The sequence below is a fragment of the Nocardiopsis rhodophaea genome (assembly GCF_039530945.1).
Classification (GTDB): domain Bacteria; phylum Actinomycetota; class Actinomycetes; order Streptosporangiales; family Streptosporangiaceae; genus Nocardiopsis_C; species Nocardiopsis_C rhodophaea.
Window position 1 is genome coordinate 26,660 of record NZ_BAAAPC010000017.1, and the last position, 21,504, is coordinate 48,163.

The window sequence follows — 21,504 nt, forward strand, 5'->3', positions numbered from 1 at the left end:
TGCAAGCTCGGTCCTTGCAGTACCGAGAAGCTGGCTAAGCTGCTCACGTCTGCCCGCGCCGCCATCTGAGTCGGCGCACCGCCCCTTCAGGTCCACGGGCCCTGCCCGAGCGGCGCCGTGGAGTCAGCATGTTGTTGGAGACGAGTCCGCCGTGAGCATTCTTGAGGCCATCATCCTTGGGCTGGTCCAGGGACTGACCGAATTCCTGCCGATCTCGTCCAGCGGCCACCTGCGGGTGGCCTCCGCGCTGTTCGGATGGCCCGATCCCGGTGCCGCCTTCACCGCCGTGAGTCAGCTGGGCACCGAGCTCGCGGTCGTCATCTACTTCCGGAAGCGGATCTGGACGATCATCTCCACCTGGTTCCGCGCCCTGGTCAACAAGGACCTGCGGCGCGACATCAACGCACGCATGGGCTGGTACGTGATCCTCGGGACGATCCCCATCGCCGTCCTGGGGCTGCTGCTCGAAGACCAGATCGACAGCGTCTTCCGCGACCTGCGGCTCATCGCGCTGACCCTGATCATCTTCGGTGTGATCCTGGGCATGACCGACCGCTACACCCGCAAGCACCGCGAGCTCACCGACCTCAACGTCCAGCGGGGCATCACCTTCGGCTTCTTCCAGGCGCTCGCGCTCATCCCCGGCGTCTCCCGCTCGGGTGGCACGATCACCGGTGGGATGCTGCTGGGCTTCAAGCGCAAGGACGCCGCCGAGTACTCCTTCCTGCTCGCCATCCCGGCCGTGTTCGCCTCGGGGCTGTACAAGCTGACCGACATCGGCGGCGGCGAGTACGCGGGCGTGCTGGCCACCATCATCGGCACGGTCGTGGCGGGCGTCGTGGGCTTCGCCGTCATCGCCTGGCTGATGCGGTTCATCTCCACCCACAGCTTCATGCCCTTCGTCTACTACCGCGTGGGTCTGGGCATCCTCGTCCTCACGCTGGTCAGCTTCGGCGTGCTCGAACCGCACGGCGGTGCCGCCTCGGAGAACCCGAAGAAGGAGGTCGTCGCCGAGGAGCAGGCACCCGAGCCCAGCGCCGACCCGACACCGGAGCCCTCCCCCTCCCCCTCGCCCTCTGCGTCCGTCGACCCGGAGACCGGCTGGCCCGTCGACCCCGAGACCGGCCTGGCGCGCGACCCGGAGACAGGACAGCACAAGGACCCCGTCACCGGCGAACTCGTGCAGATCGACCCGAACAGCGGCCTGCCCATCGACCCCTACACCGGCCAGCCCTACGACCCCAAGGTCGTCCACGGGCAGCAGGAGGGGCGGCAGGGCACTGCGCAGGAGGGGCAGCCCGCCCCGGCGGGATGACCGGTCGGGAGGCGGGCCGCGGGCGAATCGACGAGCGGGGCCCTATGCTGGCCCACCATGGGGTCCCCAGCGCAGCCATCGCCGCCCGAAACCGTCGCCACCCTGCTGCTCGTCCGCCACGGGCTGACCGAGGTGACCGGCAGCCGCCTCGCGGGCCGCGCGCCCGGCCTGCACCTCGACGAGCGCGGGCGTGCCCAGGCCAAAGACGTCGCCGACCGGCTCGCACCGCTCCGCCTGGACGCCGTCGTCTCCAGCCCGCTGGAGCGCTGCCATGAGACCGCCGGGGCGATCGCCGACGCCGTGGGCACCCCCGTCACCCCGGACGAACGGTTCCTGGAGTGCGACTACGGGCAGTGGACCGGACGCGAGTTCGACGACCTGGCGCGCGAGCCGCAGTGGCGGGTCGTGCAGAGCCACCCCAGCGCCGCCCGCTTCCCCGGTGGGGAGACCCTGGCGGGGATGGCCTCGCGGGCGGTCGCGGCCGTGCGCGATTGGAACGACCGGCTCATCGCGGCCCATGGCGCTTCCGTCTACCTCGTGTGCACCCACGGCGACATCATCAAGGCGATCGTCGCCGACGCTCTCGGCCTTCACCTCGACCACTTCCAGCGCATCGTCCCCGACCCCTGCTCGCTGACCGTCATCCGCTACACGCCGACCCGGCCCTTCCTGGTCCGTCTGAACGACGTCGGCGGATCGGTCGAGGGCCTGATGCCGCGCCCCTCGGACGCCTCCGGCGACGCGGCCGTGGGCGGCGGCGCAGGGCAGGCCGCATGTGGCCGGTCCGCTGACCCGAGTCGCGGAACATGCCGGTGACCGCCATCCTCTAGGGTTAATGACCATGCCCGTCTACTCTTACGATCCCCCTGAGCGCTTCGTGGCCGGAACGGTCGGCCGACCGGGGGAGCGCACCTTCTTTTTGCAGGCCACCGGCGGCGGCCGGATCACCAGCGTGGTGCTGGAGAAGGCCCAGGTATCGGCCCTGGCCGAACGCATCGAGGAGCTGCTCGAAGAGGTACGGCGGCGTTTCGGGGAGCTGCCGGGCGACACCCCACCCGCCCCCGAGGACATCGACGACGGCCCTCTGGAGCAGCCCATCGAGGAGGACTTCCGGGTGGGGACACTCGCGCTGGCCTGGGACGCTGACGCCGGCCGCGTCATCGTCGAGGCCCAAGAGGTCGAGGAGGCGGAGGAGGGCGTGGAGGACCCCGTCGCCGAGCAGATCGAGGTCTTCGCCGAGGAGGCGCCCGCCACCCGCGACGTGCTGCGTGTTCACCTCACCCCCACTGCCGCGCGGGCCTTCGCCGGACGTGCGATGCGCGTCGTGGCCGCCGGGCGGCCCAACTGCCCGTTGTGCGGCGGACCGCTCGACCCGGGGGGCCACATCTGCCCGCGGCAGAACGGGTACAAGCCCTCCGGGCGCTGACGGGCGGGACGAGCACGTATGACCGCGTCGTTCCAGGGGCTGCCGGTGACCGACGCCCTGGATCTGCTGCGAACGGGGGAGCTGGTCGCCGAGGGGCGGCTCACCACCGCCTCCAACGCCACCCTCTACTGCACCATCACCGCGCGCGGACGCAGCGCCCCCTGCGTCTACAAACCCGTCGCCGGGGAGCGCCCGCTGTGGGACTTCCCCGAAGGGACGCTCGCCGGGCGGGAGGTCGCCGCGTTCGCCGTCTCCGAGGCGCTGGGCTGGGACATCGTTCCGCCCACCGTGTACCGTGATGGCCCGTTCGGCGAGGGCATGGTGCAGCTGTGGGTCGACGCCGACCCCGAGGCCGACCTCATCGGCCTCGCCCGCGACGTGCGGAACCCGGGGCTGCGCCGGATGGCCGTGTTCGACGCGGTCATCAACAACTCCGACCGCAAGATCGGCCACCTGCTGCCCACACGCGACGGCCGCCTGTACGGCTGCGACCACGGCGTCTCGTTCGCCGAGGACTACAAGCTGCGCACGGTGCTGTGGCAGTGGCAGGGCGAGCCGTTGACCGAGGAGGCCCTCGCCGCCCTGGAGTCCCTGCACGCCCAGTTGACAGCGCGGGACAGCGCCGTCTCGACCGAACTCGCGCGGCACCTCACCCGTCCCGAGGGATACGCGGTGCGCCGCCGCGTCGAGCTGCTGCGCGAGCACCGCATCCACCCCTACCCCTCACCGGAGTGGCCCTCGGTTCCCTGGCCGCCGGTCTGACGCGGCGGCGCGGTCGGCCGCCGCTCAGACCCCCGCGCCCCGCCGCTCCGCGGCGCCGGCGACACGCGCGTGGTCCTCGCGCTCCTGGGCGCGGCGGATGAACCGGTCGTCGACGACGCGCACGAGCGTGATCAGGCTGGCCGCCACCGCCGCGACGGCCAGAGCGGTGATGATCTCGCCGGGGTCGCTGATGTCCAGGGCGAAGAACTCCCGTCCATACGGTGTGGCCAGCACGGTGCACAGGAGCCCCACCATCGCGCCGACCAGCACCACCTTCCACCACACATACGGCTTGGCCACGAGCAGCAGCACCCACAGGGTGGTCGCACACAGGGTGATCACCACGGCCGTGCGGTCGGTCAGCTCGGGCGTGGCGGCCCCGCGCAGGACGATCAGGTAGGTGGTCACGGCCGCCAAGCCGCTGATGATGCCCGCGGGGACGGCCAGCCGGAGCGTCCGTGCCACGAACCCGGGACGGGCGCGCTCGTTGTTGGGCGCCAGGGCCAGGAAGAACGCCGGGATGCCGAAGGTCACCGCGTTGATCAGGGTCGCGTGCCGCGGGAAGAAGGGATAGGAGACGGCGAGCAGACCGACGATGGTGGCCATCGTCATCGAGTACACGGTCTTGGTGAGGAACAGGTTGGCGACCCGCTCGATGTTGCCGATGACCCGCCGCCCCTCGGCCACCACCGCCGGGAGGGTGGCGAACCGGTTATCCAGCAGCACGATCTGCGCCACCGACCGCGACGCCGGGCTGCCCGAGCCCATCGCCACGCCGATGTCGGCCTCCTTGAGCGCCAGGACGTCGTTGACGCCGTCACCGGTCATCGCGACCGTGTGCTCCCGCTGCTGCAGGCCGCGCACCATGTCGCGCTTCTGTTCGGGCGTGACCCGCCCGAACACGGCGGTCCGTTCCACCACCTCGTCGAAGCCGCGGCGTTCGCTGGGCAGGTCACGGGCGTCGACGGGGTCGGCGGCGCCGGGCAGGTCCAGCTCCCGGGCGACGGCCCCGACGGAGGCGGCGTTGTCGCCGGAGACGACCTTGACCTCGACGTCCTGGTCGGCGAAGTAGCGCAGGGTGGGCGCGGCGTCGTCGCGCACGCGCTGGTCCAGCACGACCAGTGCGAGGGGCGTGAGGTTCCCCGGAGCCTCGACGGAGTCGACCGGCACGCTGGAGCGGGCCAGAAGCAGGACCCGCATCCCCTGGGCGGCGATGCGCTCGGCCTCGGCCGCCTCCGGGCTGTTCGGGGCGGCGAGTACATCGGGCGCGCCGAGGACCCAGTGCCGCTCCCCGGCCGGGGCGGCGAAGCTCGCGCCGCTCCACTTGCGCGCCGAGGAGAACGCGGCCGTCGCCGTGACCGGCCAGCCGGGTGCGTCGCCGCAGGCCTCCGCGATCGCCGCCAGGCTCGGGTTGGGCCGGGGGTCGGCCGCGGCCAGCGCCGCCAGCACCTCGCGCGGGACGGTGCGCTCCCCGTTGGGCCCGCCGCCCAGATCGCGCAGCTCCGCCACGCGCATGCCGGCCTCGGTGATCGTGCCGGTCTTGTCGGTGCACACGATGTCGACGCGGGCCAGGCCCTCGATCGCGGGCAGCTCCTGCACCAGGCACTGGCGGCGGCCCAGCCGGACGACGCCCACCGCGAAGGCGATGCTGATCAGCAGGACCAGGCCCTCGGGGACCATCGACACCAGGGCGGCCACCATGCCGCGCAGCGCCTCGGCGAGCGGCCCGGAGACCTGGCCGTCGCCGATGCTCTTGCGGATGCCGACCTCACCGCCGAGGGCCAGCTGGCTGTAGATGAGCAGCCCGCCGATGGGGAACAGCGCCCAGGTGATGAACTTCAGGATGCGGTTGATGCCCGAGCGCAGCTCGGAGTGGACCAGGCTGAACCGGCTGGCCTCCTCAGCCAGCCGGGACGCATAGGCGTGGCGGCCGACCTTGGCGGCGCGGAACCGGCCGGCGCCAGCGACGACGAAGCTTCCCGACATGACCCTGTCACCCGGGGCCTTGAGCACCGGGTCGGCCTCGCCGGTCAGCAGCGATTCGTCGACCTCCAGCCCGGCGGCGGAAACGACGTCGCCGTCCACCGGCACCTGGTCGCCCTGACCCAGCTCGATCACGTCGTCGAGCACCACCTCCTGCGGCCGGACCGCGACGATCGCGCCGTCGCGCAGCACCCGGGGGTGCGCGGCGTTGACGATCGCCAGCCGGTCGAGGGTGCGCTTGGCCCGCAGCTCCTGGACGATGCCGATCAGCGTGTTGATGACGATGACCAGGGCGAACAGGCCGTCCTGCACCGGACCGATCACCGCGATGATGGCGAACAGGACGGCGATCATCGCGTTGATGCGGGTGAAGAGGTTGCCGCGGATGATCTGGCCCAAGGTGCGGCTGGCGCGCACCGGGACGTCGTTGGTCCGTCCCTGGGCGACGCGTTCGGCGACCTGATCGGCGGAGAGCCCGCGCACGTCCTCGGCGGCGTCCGCCACCTGCTCCGTTCGTCCGCCTTGGGGGCCCATCCACACTCCAGTAAGTTGCTGCGGTCACAATGAAAAGGAGAATCGGGAACCGGCAGACGAGGGGGCCACGCTTCGCACCCGACCGATCAGAAGCCTATGTGAAGCCGTGGTCCCCGGCGGTCGTGCTAGGACCCGTTCTGCCCCTGGTGCTGCCGCCTCCCCGTTTCTCCCGGGCGGTGCGGCGGCCGACGGACGTCAGGGCGCCGCACGGCGCCACCGCGCGAAGAGCGAGGAGAACGCGGATGTGCACGGCTATCGTCGGCTTCGATCCCGAGGCCGCGGTCCCGTTGCTGCTCGTGGCGGTACGCGACGAGATGGTCGAACGCGGCTGGGAGGGGCCGGACCGGCACTGGCCCCGGTACCCGGAGCTGCTCGGTGGCCGCGACCCCCGCGAGGGCGGGACCTGGCTGGCCGTGCGCACGAGCGGGGGCCGCGGCAGCGGTCCGCGCGTCGGCGCCCTCCTCAACGGGTGGCCGCGCGGCGACCGCACGCCGACCCTGGAGCCGACCGTCCCGGCCGACGTCGACCGGCTCAGCCGGGGCCGCCTGCCGCTGCTCATGGCCCAGTACGGCAGGCTCGGACTCGGCACGGAGGAGCTGCACCGCTACGAACCCTTCCACCTGCTCGGCGCGGACGCCGAGTCGGCCGTGCTCTACAGCTGGGACGGCCGCGACCTCGCCGTACAGTCCCTGCCGCCGGGCGTGAGTGTCCTGGTCAACAGCGGTCTCGACCCCGACGAGCCGCGCGCCAAGCGCTACACCCCACTGTTCGAGGAGACCCGGCCGCGCCCCGGTGCCGATGTGCTGCACACGGCGACCGAGCCCGGCGAGGTGTGGGGTGCCTGGCCGCGCCTGGTCGACGAAGCGGCACGCGGCCCCGCGCGCACCGGCGGGCTCGGCCGCGCGCCGGACGACCCCTCCTCCCTGATCGCTCGGGCGGATCTCGGCGAACACGGGGTGTGGGCATCGGGGTCGGTCTCCTTGGTCGCCTGTTCCGAGCGGGAGGCGCGCTACGCCTTCACCGGCGCCCCGGGGGATCCCACCGCCTGGCGAATGCTTCTCTGACCTGGTGATCTCCCCGAGGAGGGGGACGTGGGTGGTAAACCTCGGCGCCGGGTGTGGCGTCTCCTTACGGCGGGATCGGACCGCGATCGGATCCCGGCCGGGTGGTGTCTCGCCACGACCGGCTCCAACCACGCCAACCCACCTACAGGCGCCCCCTGTCGTCGGGGACGGTCCGGGATTGCGACATCACGTGATAGCTCGAAGAACGTACAACGGGAGGCAGAGGGGTGAGGACGGTCGGATCGTCCGGCCCCGCCCGCCCGGCTACTATCTGGAATCCGCTGCCTACTGGCTGCTCTATGTGGTGTCCTTCGCCGCCGCGGTGATGCACTGGCGGCTGGGCAACGAGCTGCTCGCCGCGCTGTGCGTTGTCGCCGTGTTGATCAGCGCCTCCGCCATTGCCCGCGTCTACCGGCACGGCCGCACCCTGTGAGGCCGTGTCCGGGGCGGCGACCGCTCCTGGGGGTGGGCACCGGGCGCGCGCACGGTCGGCGGCGGTCGGCCGCGCCGCGATAACCGCGCTATTCCCCGCGACACTGGGAGGATCGCCTCTTTTCCGCGGACTGAGTCCGGGCATTCCCGCCCACACCGGCGGATAGTCTCGGATGTATGCGTTCTTGGTCTGCGCCTGACATCGTCCGCCTGCCCGGCAACGGTGGGCCGCTCCGCGTCCACGACACCGTGACCGGCACCCTGCGCACCACGGATCCGGGCCCAACCGCGCGGATGTATGTCTGTGGGATCACCCCCTACGACGCCGCCCACATCGGCCACGCCTTCACCTACCTCACGTTCGACCTGGTCGGCCGTGTTTGGCGGGACGCCGGGCATGAGGTCGACTACGTACAGAACACCACCGACGTGGACGACCCACTGCTGGAGCGCGCCGAGGCGAACGGCGAGGACTGGCGGGCGCTGGCCGAGCGCGAGATCGAGGTGTTCCGCGAGGACATGGCGGCGCTGCGCGTCCTGCCGCCGCGCGCCTATGTCGGGGTCGTGGAGTCTGTCGACCTCATCGCCGAGTTCGTGGCCAAGATCCGCGAACGCGGTGCCGCCTACGAACTCGACGGCGACATCTACTTCGCCGCCGAGTCCGCACCGCACTTCGGCGAGGTGAGCCGGCTGGAGCGGGAGGAGATGCTGCGGCTGTTCGCCGAACGGGGCGGCGACCCCGACCGCCCCGGCAAGAAGGACCCGCTGGATTGGCTGCTGTGGCGCGCCGAGCGCCCGGGGGAACCCGCCTGGGACACGCCGCTGGGCCGCGGCCGCCCGGGGTGGCATGTCGAGTGCAGCGCGATCTCCCTGCACGAGCTGGGCATGGGCTTCGACCTCAACGGCGGCGGCAGCGACCTGGTCTTCCCGCACCACGAGATGGGCGCCGCCGAGGCGCGATGTGCGACGGGCACCGGACCCCACGCGCACAACTACATGCACGTCGGCATGGTCGGCCTGGACGGCGAGAAGATGTCGAAGTCGCTCGGCAACCTCGTGTTCGTCTCCGGCCTGCGTGAGCAGGGCGCCGACCCGATGGCCGTCCGTCTGGCCATGCTCGCCCACCACTACCGCGGCACCTGGGACTGGACGGCCGACGAGCTCGCGCGGGCCACCGACCGCCTCGCCCGCTGGCGCGCCGCCACCGCCCGCCCCGATGGTCCCGACGCCATGCCCCTGCTGGCCCAGGTGCGCGCGGCCCTCGCCAACGACCTCGACACCGGCACGGCCCTGATGGCCATGGACTCCTGGGCCGAAGCCGCCCTGGCGGTGTCCCCGGCGGGCGATCCCGCCGCCCCGGCCCTGGCCGCTGACATCGCCGATACCCTGCTCGGCGTCCGGCTCTAGACGCGCGGCACCCGGCGGCCGCTTCCCCGTGCCGGGGAAGCGGCCGCTGTGCATTGGCCGTCCTCCCGCCGAACGCGGACGGACGCGGCGGTGCGCGCCCCTGTCCGACCCGGTCCGATTCGCTCAAAGAGGACCGGCCGAATCTCGCCCGGATCCCGTGCTCCGTCGGCTTTCCCGGTCGATCATGGCCCGATGCGGCCGAGACGGGCACGACCGGCTCCAGGCCGACCCCGGCCGTGGTGAGATGGGAGCATGACGACCCCCATCCAACTCTCGACCGCGGCAGATCTCGTACGCTCCTTCGTTGTCACCGGCGACACCCTGGGTGACCGTGCGGACCTCGCGCGGTTCCTACGTGAGCATCGGCTGACGACCGACGGAGCCATTCCGATCACACTCGCCGACTTCGACGAGGCCATCACGCTGCGCGATGGCATGTACGCGCAGCTCCGCCGCGCCGCTGGCCATCCCGCCGACACCGAAGTGATCAACAAGGCGCAGCGCGTCCTCGACGGGCTGCGGGTCACCGTCCGCATGGAGCCCTCCGACGGCGCGGTCTCCGCCCTGGCGCCCGCCGTCGTCGACGAGGTGCGCCGTGGGCTCGCCCGCATCGCGGGCGCCTGGGCGACGATCCTGGCCACCGGTGAGTGGCGCAAGATCAAAGTCTGACCCACCCCCGCGGGGATTCATCGGGGTGGGAAAAGCTCCGGTGGACCCCCGTTAGCGCGAGGAAATACATCCCATCACATGATGATGTGTTGTTGAATCGGTCGGAATGAAACTACCGGGTTGAGCAGTGCGCATTACGAAGTGGCGCGGTGCGGCCACTCCTCGGGCGAACACAGCACGATCGGACGGCATCGGACATAGGCAGACGAACACCCCCGTCCCGAGGGAGAGGAATGGACCGGTGGAGGAAAGGAACGCGGTCTACGTCTACGCGGTCGCGCGGCCGTTTCCACGGCACAGACTGGGTGACGCGCGCGGTGTCGGCGGATATCCGGTGTACCTGGTGGCACAACAGAATCTCGCGGCCGCTGTCAGCCCTATTCCCGTGAACTCCTATGACGAGCGTGGATTCCGGGTGCACCTGGGGGACATCGAGTGGCTGGAGGCCGCGGCGCGCGCCCACCATCGCGTGGTCGACGAGATCTCCCAGAACAGCGCGGTGATCCCGCTGCGGATGGCGAGCGTGTACAACGGCGAGGAGCAGGTGCGCGCGCTGCTGCGCGATGAGGGCGGGGCGTTCGAGTCAGTACTGCGGCGGCTGAGCGGACGCGTCGAGTGGGGCGTCAAGGTTCTCACCCGCCCGCCGACGGCACCGGGCGGCGCCACCCAGCGCGCCCGTCGCACGCCCGGCCGAACCTACCGGGACGAGCGCCGCCCGCCCCCCGAATCCGCCGAGGACCGCTGGCGCGACGCCGCGGCGCTGGCCCGGCGCGTCGACGACCTGGTCGGCGGGCTCGCCGAGGCGCGCGAGGACCACCGTCCCCTGCTCACCCGCCGTACGGGAACGGGAGGAGAGACCGCCATGCACGCCTCCTACCTGGTTCCCGCTGACCGCACGCCGCAGCTCGTGCGCATCGCCGAGCGGCTCCGGGCCAGCGCTCCCCGCGGCACGCGGATCGTGGTGTCCGGGCCGTGGGCGCCCTACTCGTTCGCGATGACCGCCCTCGGTACCGCGGACACCCGCCACATGTGCCCCGCGGCCACGGTGCGGTTGTAGGCGCCGCCCGTACCGGCGCCCGGATCCGCCCCGAACGCGCCGCCCGCACCTGACCGCCGCCCCCGCGGTCAGGTGGCCCGCACCGGCGTCGCCCAGCGAACGGGCATGTGGGTGATGCCGTTGATGAAGTTCGAGGTCAGCCGGGTCACCGGCGCCTCCAGCTCGATACGGGGCAGCCGGGTGAGCACCTCGGTGAAGAAGATCCGCATCTGCAACCGGGCGAAGTGGGCTCCGATGCACAGGTGCGGCCCCTGGCCGAAGGCGAGGTGGTCGTTGGGAGCGCGGGCGATGTCGAAGCGCAGGGGATCGGGGAACACCCGCTCGTCGAAGTGGGCCGACGCGTGGTAGACCACGACCTTGTCACCGGCGCGGATGGGCTGTCCGGCCAGCTGGGTGTCGCGGGTGGCGGTGCGACGGAAGCTCAGCACCGGGGGATGCCAGCGCAGCACCTCCTCGATCGCGCTCGACAGCAGCCCGGGGCTCTCCCGCAGCCGGCGATACTCCTCCGGGTGGTCGATGAGCGCGAGGATCCCCCCGGGCAGGGCGCTGCGCACCGTGTCGTTGCCCGCGATGACCACCAGGAAGAAGAACATCCGCAGCTCGGCGTCGGTGAGCGCGCGTCCGTCGACCTCGGCGTGGACCAGGGCCGTCATCAGGTCGTCGGCCGGACGCGCCCGCTTGTCGTCGGCCAGCTCCCCGGCGTAGTCGAACATGTCCCGCAGCATCCGCGGCGAGCGGGGGTTGACGGGGCGGCCCTGGGCGTCGACGACGACCTCGGCGTGCTCGTCGTCCTGGTAGCCGATGACCCGGTTGGTCCACTCCAGCATCAGGCGGCGGTCGGCGGCCGGGACCCCGATCAGGTCGGCGAGGTTGCTCAGCGGGAAGTCGTCGGTGACGTCCACCGGCAGGTCGCAGCGCCCCCGCGGGGCGACCGCGTCGATCAGGCGCCGCGCCCGGTCGGTGATGGCGGCGGTGAACCGCTCCAGGCGGCGCCGGGTGAACACCGAGGTGACCAGGCGGCGCAGCCGGACGTGCTCCGGCGGGTCCATGTTGAGGATCATCCGCTGGAGGAACGGCAGGTCGTCGGGGTCGGGGTCGCGGATCTGGGTGGCGCCCAGGCGGGAGGAGAACACCTCGGGGGTGCGCAGCACGTGCTTGACGTCGGCGTGCCGGGTGACCGCCCAGTACCCGGGGCCGGCCGGCCAGCCCGCCACCTCGTGCTCCTCCTGCCAGCAGACCGGCGCGGAGTCGCGCAGCGCTCGGAAGGCGGCGTGGGGGAGCCCGCGGGCGAAGACACGCGGATCGAAGACATCGGGCGGCTCCGCCCGCGTACCGGCCGCCCCGGCCGTCATACCCGCACCAGGAACCGCTCGATACTGGTGGCCAGCGCGATCGGCGTCTCGTCCATCGCGTAGTGGCCCGCGTTGGCCAGCACGTCGATCTCCAGGTTGGGGTACCACTTCTCGAAGGTGGAGCGCATGACATCGACGCTCATCGCGGGGTCATGCTCGCCCACGATCGCCTTGATCGGCACCGTGCTCCCGATGACCTCGGTGTGGAAGTCGGTGCGCGCCCAGGCGTCCAGGTAGGCGGCGAAGGCCGCCTTGTCGGAGTTGGCGAACGAGTACTCGACCATGATGTCCAGCCACACGCCGGTCAGCCGGTGCCCCGTGGTCAGGTCAATGATGGCGCGCCGCTTCGCTGGCTCCTCGACCGCCCCGTGGAACAGCTGCCAGGACTGCTCGTCGAAGGGGACACCGCTCGCCGGAACGGGCGAGATCCCCACCAGCGCGCGGACCCGCTCCGGCGCGTCGGCGAGGATCCGCTGCATCACGCTGCCGCCCATGGAGTGCCCGATCACCGAGAAGCGCTCCCAGCCGAGCTCGTCGGCGAAGTCCAGCGCATCGCGCGCCGCCTCCGCCAGCGAATACTCCCCCGAGATCCCCTTGCGCGCGCCGTAGCCGCGATAGTCCAGGCACACGTAGGAGAAGGCCGTGGGGTCCAGGTGCGGAAGCAGCGGGCGCCACGCCTCCGCCGACCCGAACCAGCCGTTGAGAGCCAGCACCTTGTGGTCACCGTGGCCGAAGGTGCGGTAGCCGTCCGTCATCCGTGTCTCCTTGCTCCATCGCGGCTGGTTCGACGAACGGCAGAGTGAATCAGATCACCGCGAAAGTCAACGGGCGACGCCGGGGTGGCGGAAGCCCGCCATTCGCGGCCGCGTCCGGGGCGTGGCGACCGTCGCCGCGGGGGCGGGTTCCTAGTCGCGGCGCTGGTAGACGGTGCCCGGTTCCAGGCCGGTGCCGCCGAACAGCTCGGTGACGGTGACGAAGTGGAAGCCCCGGTCGTGCAGGGCGCGCAGCACCGTCGGGATGGCGTCGACGGTGGGGGCGTGGATGTCGTGGAAGAGCACGATGCTGCCGGGAGCGGTCTCGGTGGTGGCGGTCTTTACGATCTTGCGGGTATCGCGGTTCATCCAGTCACGGGTGTCGACGTCCCACATGATCACCGGATAGTCGGTGTGCTTCAGGGAGGTGTCGTCGTAGGCGCCGTAGGGCGGCCGCATGGTGCGCGGCGGCGCGCCTGTGGCCTTCTCGATGGCCTTGGCCGTGCGGGCGAGGTCGGCGGCGACCCCCTTGCCGGACTTGGCGGTGAGGTCGTCGTGCTTCCAGGTGTGGTTGGCGATCTCGTGTCCCTCGCGCGCGGCGCGGGCGACCACGTCGGGTGCCTCCTCGACCATGGAGCCCAGAACGTAGAAGGTGGCCTTCGCGGAGTAGTCGGCGAGGTCGTCGAGGAGCCGCTCGGTATGTTCGCCGGGTCCGTCGTCGAAGGTCAGGGCGACGCAGGGCACCCGGGCGCAGTCGAGGGTGGTGATGGGTCCGCTGGTGCGCGCGTCGCCGAGGTCGACCGTCTTGTCCTCGCTGGCCGCGGCGGCCAGGGCGCGCTCGCCGAACGCGGAGAGCAGCGGCCGGGTGGCGTCCGCGTCGATCGCCACCGAACGCTCGCCCCCGCCGTCCTCCCCCGGCAGGCCCGGGAAGCTGACGACGAGGCCGCCGCTCGTACCGAAGCCGACGTCCTCCAGAGGCGAGCCCTCCAGTTCGGCCGCCAGCTTCCAGGCGTCGTCCGCCGCGACCTCGACCGGGCCGGACGGAGCATCCTCCACGGCATCCGAGGGCGCGGCGGAGACGGCGGCCTGGCCCAGCCCCTCGGGCTGCTCGTCGAACTCGACGCCTTCCTCCTCGTGCAGTACCCGGGCGACCTCCGCGGCCGTCGCCCGGATCGCGTCCCTGTCCCGGAAGAGCGCGGTCCACGGCAGGACCTCCCCACGGGCGGCGTCGTACCAGCGGGTGGTGGCCGAGGCCGATGCCTCGGAGCCGCCGTTGTCGCGCCGCGTGGTGATGCGGGCGCCCAGCACATCGTCGTTCGCCACCAGGAACTCGGCCTTCTGCTCCAGGCTCGCCGCGCCTTTACCGTCCCGCGCGGTCATGAACGCGGTCTGTTCCTCGGCCATGGTCGTGTGGATCTCGGTGCTGAAGGGCCGAGCGCCCGGGACCACCGGGTGGACGGTGCTGATCCGCAGCCCGTCCTCGTCCATCGACCGCTCCTGGACCTTCAGCCCGTCGATCCACGTCGGCTCCACCGTGCGCAAGCGGGGTGCGCCCTCGGCGCTGCCGCCGAACGCGCACCCGGAAGTCGGGAGCAGCCACAGGACGATGCCCGCGGAGAGCAGGCGCCGGATACGGGTCGACAGGTGCACGGCCATGGTCCTGACTAGGGATCGGATGGCGGAATGGTGGGTGAAGGTGGCACGGAGCCCAGATACGGAATGTCACCGTCGGTCCCCGTACAGTGAAAATACGACGCAGGCCACGTAAGTGCAACGAAGCGGTGACGACGCGCGTCGCCGTGCCATTCGTGGTCGGGGGACCCCTGTTTGCCCGGTAAGGTCGATCCGGCGAAATGTTGTCATTTGTGACAACCAGCGATTAAAGCGAAGTTTGTTACGCGGCGTTCCAGCGAGGTCGGGGTGCGGCCACCGCCGACGCCACGATCCGGCCGCATTTCGCGCCACACCAGGGGAACAGACCAGGGGAACCATGAGGAACAAGCCGACGACGCGGCGCTATCCGCCGTGGCTGCTGATCACGGCGGGATCGGCCATCATCGCCGCCACCTATCTCTATCTGGTGGTGTGGCAGCCGGAGAGCCTGGTGGGTGGTGCCGGCGTCGGCCCGGCGGCGCTCATCGCGCTCGGCGGGTACCTGATCGGCTCGGCGCTCATCATCGCCGGGGCCATGGCGCGCATGCCCACGTCCACCGTGACGCTGCTGCCGATCGCCATCGCGATCAACATCGTGGCCGGCCAGATCAACAACATGGTCGGGCTGCCGCTCTACCTCGACTCCATCGGCACCGTCCTGGTGGGCCTTTTGGCGGGACCGGCGGCCGGTGCCGCCACCGGCGCGCTGAGCAACGTCATCTGGGGCATCAGCATCAGCCCGGCCTCGCTCCCGTACTCCACCACCCAGGTCATGATCGGCCTGCTCGCCGGTGTGTTCGCCCGCTGGGGATGGACCCGCCGGGTGCCCACGGCCGTCGGCGCCGGTGTCGTCACGGGGGTCGTGGCCGCGTTCGTCTCCGGCCCCATCTCCGCGTTCATCTTCGGCGGGGCCAATGCCTCGGCCGGGCGCTCGGCCATCGTCGCGGTCTTCCAGACGCTGGGGCTCGACACGCTCGGCGCGTCCATCGCCCAGGGCCTCACGGTCGATCCGCTGGACAAGTCGATCGCGTTCCTGGTCGCGGTGATCATCCTGCGCGCACTGCCCAGCCGGTTCTCCCAGAGGTTCCCCTTCGCCCGCGAGCACTCGGTGTTCGCGCCGCGCAGCGCCTCCGTGCTGGCCAGGGCCCGCGGCGTCGAGGTGCTCGGCGAGGCCGACCGCGCCTCCGTCTCGGCGTCGCTCACCGCCACCGCCCCGACCGCCGCGTCAGCCGCCCCGAATAGCAGGGACGGCGGGAGCGGCGCGGCGCCGACCGCCACCGCCCAGGACGAGGAAGGAGGCCGGTCGTGAGCCAGACGCTCAACTTCTACCAGGACGGCGCGACCTGGATCCACCGGCTCAACCCGGTCACCAAGCTGGCGTTCGTCGCCGCCGTCACCATCGCCGCCTTCGGTGTGGACAACCTGTGGTGGCCCGCTGTCCTCTTCCTCCTGCTGGAAGTCCCCGCCGCGGTCATGGCCGGGGTGACCACCCGCTTCATCAAGCTCGTGCTCGGCTTCTTCGCCCCGTTCCTGGTCATCCTCTTCCTGCTGCAGGGTCTGACCTACCCCGACCCCGGTACCGTGCTCATCGAGCTGGGCCCGCTCGCGGTCAAGACCGAGGGCCTCGTCTTCGCCGGGACCACCGCGCTGCGGCTCCTCGTCATGGTGAGCGCGTTCATCGTCCTGCTGCTCACCACCCACCCCGGCACCCTGATGTCGGCGATGCAGCAGGCCGGCCTGCCGCCCAAGATCGCCTACGTGATCTCGGCGACCATGCAGATCATTCCGTCCTTCCAGGCGCGGGCCGGGGCCATCATGCAGGCCCAGCAGGCGCGCGGGCTCGACCTGGGCTCCGGCGGCGCGCTGAAGCGCGCCCGCAGGCTCGTTCCCCTCATGGGCCCGCTGCTCCTCGGGGCGCTCACCGACGTGGAGAACCGCTCCATCGCCATGGAGTCGCGCGCCTTCGGGTCGCCGCAGCGCCCCACCGCCTTCACCATCGTCCCCGACAGCGCCGGGCAGCGCCTGGCGCGGTGGGCGATGATCCTGCTTGCGGTCCTCGCGATCGCCCTGCACACGTTGGGGGTCTAAGTCAGTGATCACCTTCCGCGACTTCACCTACGCCTACCCGACCAGCGAGGCCCCCGTCCTGCGGGACATCTCGCTGGAGGTGCGCCCCGGCCGCTTCCACGGCCTCATCGGCGCCAGCGGGTCGGGCAAGTCGACGCTCGCCATGGCCGCGGCCGGGTTCATCCCGCACGCCCAAGGCGGCGAGCACACCGGCAGCGTCACCGTCGGCGACCTCGTGGTGGCCGACACCCCGCTACCCGAGCTGGTCACCCGCGTCGGCCTGGTCCAGCAGGACCCCTTCAACCAGATCTCCGGCGCGCGGTTCAGCGTCCGCGAGGAGATCGCCTTCGGGTGCGAGAACCTCGGCATCGATCGGGACGCGATGCTCGAACGGGTCGAAGAGGTCCTGGAGCGGCTGCGCATCGGCCACCTGGCCGACCGCTCGCCCTATGAGCTCTCCGGCGGCCAGCAGCAGGTTGTCGCGGTCGCGTCGATGCTGGTGATGCGCCCCGACGTGCTGATCCTCGACGAGCCCACCTCCCAGCTCGACCCGGGCGGCTCCCGCATGGTCGTCGAGGCGCTGGCCGCGATCCGCGCCACCGGAATGACGGTGCTGCTGGTCGAGCACAAGCTGGAGCTGCTCGCCGAGCACGCCGACGAGCTGCACGTGGTGGCGGACGGTCGGATCGCCGCCGAGGGCGCGCCCGCCGACATCCTCACCGACCCGCGCATGGAGGAGTGGGGCATCGGCCGCACCCGCTTCACCGTCGCCGCCACCGAGGCGCGGCGCGACGGCATGTGGTCGCGGGAGCGGGCGCTGCCCGTGACGCTGGACGGCGCCGCCGACGGGTTCCGCGCGGCGATCAAGGGGGAGCAGGAATGACCGCCATCAGCATCGCCGACCTCGTGTACACCTACCCCAGCGGGGTCACCGCGCTCAACGGAGTGAACCTGGAGATCGCGAGCGGCGAGCGCGTCGCGATCATCGGACAGAACGGGGCGGGAAAGACCACGCTGTCCCGGCACCTCAACGGCATCTACACGCCCTCCAGCGGCACGATCCGCATCGGCGGCGAGGACACCGCCGGGCGCGGCATCGCCCAGCTCTCGGCGCATGTCGGCTACGTCTTCCAAAACCCGGCCGACCAACTGTTCGCCAAGACGGTCCGCGCCGACGTGGAGTTCGGCCCGCGCAACCTCGGCAAGAGCGAGGAGGAGGCGCACCGGCTCGCGGACACCGCCATGGCGGCCACCGGCATCGCCGAACACGCCGAGCACCACCCCTACCACCTCTCTCCGGCCGAGCGGAAGCGCGTCGCCCTGGCGTCCGTGCTGGCCATGGACACCCCGGTGATCGTTCTGGACGAGCCGACGACCGGCCAGGACCACGCCGCCGTCACCCAGATCGCGCGGATCATCGGCGAACTGCACGAGCGGGGCACGACCGTGCTCGCGGTCAGCCACGACATGGACTTCGTCGCGGAGAACTTCGACCGGGTCGTGGTCATGGCGCAGGGCCGGGTGATCGCCGACGGAACCGCCGACGTGGTCTTCACCCAGGCGGAGAAGCTCGCCCAGGCCCGGGTGGAGCCGCCGCAGATGCTGCGGCTGGCGGCCGACCTCGGCTGGGACAACCCGGTGACGACGGTCGACGGTTTCCTCGGTGAACTCCGAGAGCACGTCCCCGACGCCTAGCGCCCCTGGCCACACCGCGCGCTGCGACGCGACGGCCGCTGCCCCCGGCTCATCCGAGCCGGGGGCAGCGGCGTGCGCGCCCGCGCCTCAGCGGAAAAGAACTTGCAGGCTCGGCGCTCCCCTCCTAAGATCCTCTTCGTGCGTTGCTGACATCGAGACCACGCCCGCGTCCGCGGCGGCTCGCCCGAACCCCAGCGTTCTCGGGCTGGAGCCAGTGCCCGGCGGGTGATCCGAAGATCCTTCGGTGCGGCCTCGGTGTCTTTTTCTGTGTCGCGCGTTCCGCCTGCCCCCGCCGGGCGGCGCCACGCGCGTCCCCGACCGAGGCCCACCTCCGACGCGAACAGGAGGTGGTCGTCCTTGCAGACCACGCAGACCCACCGGTCGACCCCAGCCCATGCCGGACCCGCGCCGCTGCTGCGCGCCCGCGACCTCGCCAAGGCCTACGGCGCGGTGCCGGTGCTCGACGGCGTCTCCCTGGACGTCGCGCCCGGTCACCGCCTCGGCCTCGTCGGTGAGAACGGCGTCGGCAAGTCCACGCTGCTGCGCCTGCTGGCCGGAATCGAGGATCCCGACGGCGGCGAGGTCACCCGCCCCACCGACACGGGGTTCCTGCACCAGGAGGTGCCCTACCCCGGCCATACGACGCTGGCCGACGTCGTCGAGGAGGCGCTGGCCCCCAGCCGCGCCATCGAGGAGCGGTTGACCCGGCTGGCCGACGCCATGAACGACCGTCCTGGTGACCCCACCGTGTTCACCGCCTACGCCGCCGCACTGGAACGGGCCGAGGCCCAGGACGTCTGGGACGCCGACCGGCGGGCCGACCTCGTCCTGGCCGGGCTGGGGCTGGACACGGTCGAACCCGGGCGGCGCGTCGACGCGATGTCCGGTGGGCAGCGCGGCAGGCTCGGCCTGGCCGCCCTGCTCCTCCGGCGTCCGCGGGCGCTGCTGCTGGACGAGCCCACCAACCACCTCGACGACGCGGCGGTGGAGTTCCTGGAGGCGCACCTGCGCGGGCTGCCCGGCGTCGTGGTGGTGACCAGCCACGACCGGATGTTCCTGGACGAGGTGTGCACCGGCATCCTCGACCTCGATCCGTCGATCAGCGGCCCGACCTACTACGGCGGCGCCTACAGCACCTACCTGCGCGAGAAGCGCGTCGAGCGGGAGCGCTGGGGCCACCGGCACCGGGCGGAGCAGGAGGAACTGCGCTCCCTGCGCCGGGCGGTGCGGACCACGGCGCGCCAGGTCGGGTACTCCCGCCCGATGAAGGACAACAACAAGATGCCCTACGACGCGCGGGGGGATGCGGTCCAGAGGCAGATCTCCCGGCGCGTCCGCAACGCCCAGCGGCGGCTGGACGAGCTGGAGCGCGCGCAGGTCGCCAAACCGCCGACGCCCCTCCGGTTCGACACGGCGCTCACCGGCGACACCGTCCCCGGCGGGACCGCGCTCACCGCGCGGGACATCGCGGTGCCGGGGCGGCTCACCCTGGACCACCTCGACCTGCCCGCCGACGCGCGGCTCCTGGTGACCGGCCCCAACGGCGCGGGCAAATCCACGCTGCTCTACGTGCTGGCCCACCGCGTCGGCCCGGGACCGGGAACCGTGCGGTGGCGGCGCGGCGCGACGGTGGCCCTGCTCGAACAGGACGTGCGCTTCCCGCGTCCCGACCTGACGCCGCGCCGGTGCTACGCGGCCATGACCGCCGGCCGCGCCGATGCCCCGGCCCTCGCCGAGCTCGGCCTGGTCGCGCCGCGCGACACCGACCGCCCTGTCGGAGAGCTGAGTGTGGGCCAGCGCCGCCGCCTGGCCCTGGCCCTGCTGGTGGGCAACGCCCCTCATGTCCTGCTGCTCGACGAGCCCACCAACCACATCTCGCTCACCCTCGCCGAGGAGCTGGAGGAAGCGATGGGCACCGCTCCCGGGGCGGTGGTGGTGGCGACGCACGACCGCTGGCTGCGCCGCGGCTGGGACGGCCCGGAGCTGCGGCTCGAAGGCGGACGGGTGCGCGAGCGGATTGCCCCGATCTGACCGCGGACGCCGCGACGCGGGCCGCGTCGCGGCTGCACAGACCCATCACGAAGCACGAGGAACCAGCGACAAGGAGCTCCATGACCGCACCGAACCCGGCCGCCACCTTCCCGCTCGCCGAGGGCGAGCGCCGGTGCGTCTTCATCCGGCCGACCGTCACCTCCGAACTGCTGGAGGTGGGGGAGTACACCTACTACGACGCATCGGAGGACCCCGGAACCTTCGAGGAGGACCGGATGCTCTACGCGTTCGGGTCGGCGCGCCTGGTCATCGGCCGGTTCTGCGCGATCGCCGCGGGCAGCCGCTTCCTGCTCGACGCCGACCATATGTGCAGCGGCCCCTCCGCCTACCCGTTCAGCATCTTCCCGGGCGCGTGGCAGGACGCCACCCTGGCGACGTTCATGGCCAACCACCCCTCCAAGGGCGACACAGTGGTGGGCAACGATGTGTGGATCGGGCGCGACGCGATGATCATGCCCGGCGTGACCATCGGCGACGGCGCGATCATCGCGGCGGGAGCCGTGGTGAGCCAAGACGTCCCGCCCTACACCATCGCCGGCGGCAGCCCCGCCCGCGTGGTCAAGCGGCGCTACAGCGAACAGGACGCCGCGCGGCTGGTGGAGGCGGCCTGGTGGAACTGGCCGATCGACGCCGTCACCGAACACGCGGCCACGCTCATGGGCGGCACGGTGGACGAGATCGTCGCGATCGGCGAACGGGTCCGCGCTGATGAGGCCCCGGATCTGGAATCGGCGACAAGATGACAATCTCCTGATTGTCTGCGATTCTCCTGAAGGCTCTGGCCGCGTCGGCTCCGAACCGGCGCGGCCTGGTTCGTTCCCGGCCGTCCACAAGCGATCGGCCGGTCGGAATGGAAAGCAGGGGAACACACGATGACCTATGGTCCTGGACAGGGAGGACCACCCCACGGCGGCTGGCAGCCGCCGCCAGGCGGGCCGAGAATGCCCCCGCCGCCCGGCTACGGGCCCGGCGGCATGCCCATGGGCGAACCTCCGGCGAGTATCGGGTCCGCGATCGGCGCTCTGGTCGCCAACATTGTCGGGATTTTCCTGTGCACGCCGTTCGCCCTTATCGGAATCATTCTCGCGATCATCGGCCTGGCGACCGCGAACAGCAGTCCGGGCACCTCGCGTGGCTGCACCTCGGCGGGGTGGATCATGTTCGGCGTCGGAACGGTGATCTGGGTCGGCATGCTCCTGTGGTCCGTGTCCTTGTCATAGTCGATTTCCCGAAGGCGCAGAAATGAGCCGGCCCCCGCGCGTGGGAGACCACGGCCCGTCCGCG

At 71.6% G+C, this 21,504-nt stretch carries 20 protein-coding genes; 16 read left to right on the forward strand and 4 right to left on the reverse strand.

The features are described 5' to 3' along the window. The first annotated feature begins 151 nt into the window (after positions 1 to 151). From ABD259_RS18470 to ABD259_RS18485, 4 genes are read left to right on the forward strand one after another with little or no spacing between them, the layout of a single operon-like run. Positions 152 to 1,315, forward strand: a complete 1,164-nt coding sequence (locus tag ABD259_RS18470; RefSeq protein WP_344164167.1) for an undecaprenyl-diphosphate phosphatase — start codon at positions 152 to 154, stop codon at positions 1,313 to 1,315. Positions 1,316 to 1,372: 57 nt separating this feature from the next. Beyond that, entirely contained in the window at positions 1,373 to 2,131 is a 759-nt protein-coding gene (locus ABD259_RS18475; RefSeq protein ID WP_344106084.1) for a histidine phosphatase family protein, read from the forward strand. Between the two features lie 25 nt (positions 2,132 to 2,156). Further along, complete coding sequence (locus ABD259_RS18480; protein ID WP_344106082.1) at positions 2,157 to 2,741, forward strand: DUF3090 domain-containing protein; 585 nt, start codon at positions 2,157 to 2,159, stop codon at positions 2,739 to 2,741. Between the two features lie 18 nt (positions 2,742 to 2,759). Further along, positions 2,760 to 3,503, forward strand: coding sequence for an SCO1664 family protein (locus ABD259_RS18485; RefSeq protein WP_344106079.1), 744 nt, complete (start codon positions 2,760 to 2,762; stop codon positions 3,501 to 3,503). A 24-nt stretch (positions 3,504 to 3,527) separates the two neighbouring features. Here ABD259_RS18485 and ABD259_RS18490 read toward each other — a convergent pair whose 3' ends face one another. Beyond that, on the reverse strand, positions 3,528 to 6,020 hold the full coding sequence (locus ABD259_RS18490) for an HAD-IC family P-type ATPase (protein WP_344164170.1): 2,493 nt from the start codon (positions 6,018 to 6,020) through the stop codon (positions 3,528 to 3,530). 242 nt (positions 6,021 to 6,262) lie between these two features. On the opposite strand from ABD259_RS18490, the gene ABD259_RS18495 reads away from it, so the two are divergent. From ABD259_RS18495 to ABD259_RS18515, 5 genes are all read left to right on the forward strand, one after another. Then, positions 6,263 to 7,084, forward strand: a complete 822-nt coding sequence (locus ABD259_RS18495) for an NRDE family protein (protein ID WP_344106074.1) — start codon at positions 6,263 to 6,265, stop codon at positions 7,082 to 7,084. Positions 7,085 to 7,274: 190 nt separating this feature from the next. Continuing rightward, positions 7,275 to 7,517 carry a hypothetical protein gene (locus tag ABD259_RS18500; protein ID WP_344106146.1) on the forward strand — a complete coding sequence of 81 codons (243 nt, stop codon included), beginning with the start codon at positions 7,275 to 7,277 and terminating at the stop codon, positions 7,515 to 7,517. Positions 7,518 to 7,693: 176 nt separating this feature from the next. After that, on the forward strand, positions 7,694 to 8,923 hold the full coding sequence (gene mshC, locus ABD259_RS18505; RefSeq protein ID WP_344106071.1) for a cysteine--1-D-myo-inosityl 2-amino-2-deoxy-alpha-D-glucopyranoside ligase: 1,230 nt from the start codon (positions 7,694 to 7,696) through the stop codon (positions 8,921 to 8,923). Positions 8,924 to 9,175: 252 nt separating this feature from the next. Next, a complete protein-coding gene (locus ABD259_RS18510; RefSeq protein WP_344106069.1) occupies positions 9,176 to 9,592 on the forward strand; it encodes an ABATE domain-containing protein in 417 nt (138 codons plus the stop codon). A 241-nt stretch (positions 9,593 to 9,833) separates the two neighbouring features. Continuing rightward, positions 9,834 to 10,649 carry a GvpL/GvpF family gas vesicle protein gene (locus ABD259_RS18515; RefSeq protein WP_344106067.1) on the forward strand — a complete coding sequence of 272 codons (816 nt, stop codon included), beginning with the start codon at positions 9,834 to 9,836 and terminating at the stop codon, positions 10,647 to 10,649. A 68-nt stretch (positions 10,650 to 10,717) separates the two neighbouring features. Here the strand turns inward: ABD259_RS18515 and ABD259_RS18520 are convergent, their stop codons facing one another. The 3 genes from ABD259_RS18520 to ABD259_RS18530 form a co-directional block, all read right to left on the reverse strand. Beyond that, a complete protein-coding gene (locus ABD259_RS18520) occupies positions 10,718 to 12,001 on the reverse strand; it encodes a cytochrome P450 (RefSeq protein WP_344164173.1) in 1,284 nt (427 codons plus the stop codon). Beyond that, entirely contained in the window at positions 11,998 to 12,756 is a 759-nt protein-coding gene (locus ABD259_RS18525; protein WP_344164176.1) for an alpha/beta fold hydrolase, read from the reverse strand. The genes ABD259_RS18520 and ABD259_RS18525 overlap by 4 nt, the downstream gene beginning before the upstream one ends. A 150-nt stretch (positions 12,757 to 12,906) precedes the next feature. Continuing rightward, positions 12,907 to 14,409 carry a polysaccharide deacetylase family protein gene (locus ABD259_RS18530; protein WP_344164179.1) on the reverse strand — a complete coding sequence of 501 codons (1,503 nt, stop codon included), beginning with the start codon at positions 14,407 to 14,409 and terminating at the stop codon, positions 12,907 to 12,909. 334 nt (positions 14,410 to 14,743) lie between these two features. On the opposite strand from ABD259_RS18530, the gene ABD259_RS18535 reads away from it, so the two are divergent. The 7 genes from ABD259_RS18535 (at position 14,744) to ABD259_RS18565 (ending at position 21,440) form a co-directional block, all read left to right on the forward strand. After that, on the forward strand, positions 14,744 to 15,715 hold the full coding sequence (locus ABD259_RS18535; RefSeq protein ID WP_344164182.1) for a histidine kinase: 972 nt from the start codon (positions 14,744 to 14,746) through the stop codon (positions 15,713 to 15,715). After that, positions 15,712 to 16,494 (forward strand): energy-coupling factor transporter transmembrane component T family protein, encoded by a 783-nt coding sequence (locus ABD259_RS18540; RefSeq protein WP_344164185.1) that lies wholly within the window; start codon positions 15,712 to 15,714, stop codon positions 16,492 to 16,494. The genes ABD259_RS18535 and ABD259_RS18540 overlap by 4 nt, the downstream gene beginning before the upstream one ends. Positions 16,495 to 16,498: 4 nt before the next feature. After that, positions 16,499 to 17,356 (forward strand): energy-coupling factor ABC transporter ATP-binding protein, encoded by an 858-nt coding sequence (locus ABD259_RS18545; protein ID WP_344164188.1) that lies wholly within the window; start codon positions 16,499 to 16,501, stop codon positions 17,354 to 17,356. Beyond that, positions 17,353 to 18,168 carry an energy-coupling factor ABC transporter ATP-binding protein gene (locus ABD259_RS18550; RefSeq protein ID WP_344106051.1) on the forward strand — a complete coding sequence of 272 codons (816 nt, stop codon included), beginning with the start codon at positions 17,353 to 17,355 and terminating at the stop codon, positions 18,166 to 18,168. Before ABD259_RS18545 ends, ABD259_RS18550 begins: the two co-directional genes overlap by 4 nt. A gap of 357 nt (positions 18,169 to 18,525) precedes the next feature. Next, positions 18,526 to 20,199 carry an ABC-F family ATP-binding cassette domain-containing protein gene (locus ABD259_RS18555; protein WP_344106048.1) on the forward strand — a complete coding sequence of 558 codons (1,674 nt, stop codon included), beginning with the start codon at positions 18,526 to 18,528 and terminating at the stop codon, positions 20,197 to 20,199. A gap of 80 nt (positions 20,200 to 20,279) precedes the next feature. Next, positions 20,280 to 20,963 (forward strand): CatB-related O-acetyltransferase, encoded by a 684-nt coding sequence (locus ABD259_RS18560; RefSeq protein ID WP_344106046.1) that lies wholly within the window; start codon positions 20,280 to 20,282, stop codon positions 20,961 to 20,963. Between the two features lie 198 nt (positions 20,964 to 21,161). Next, complete coding sequence (locus ABD259_RS18565) at positions 21,162 to 21,440, forward strand: hypothetical protein (protein ID WP_344106044.1); 279 nt, start codon at positions 21,162 to 21,164, stop codon at positions 21,438 to 21,440. Positions 21,441 to 21,504: the final 64 nt, after the last annotated feature.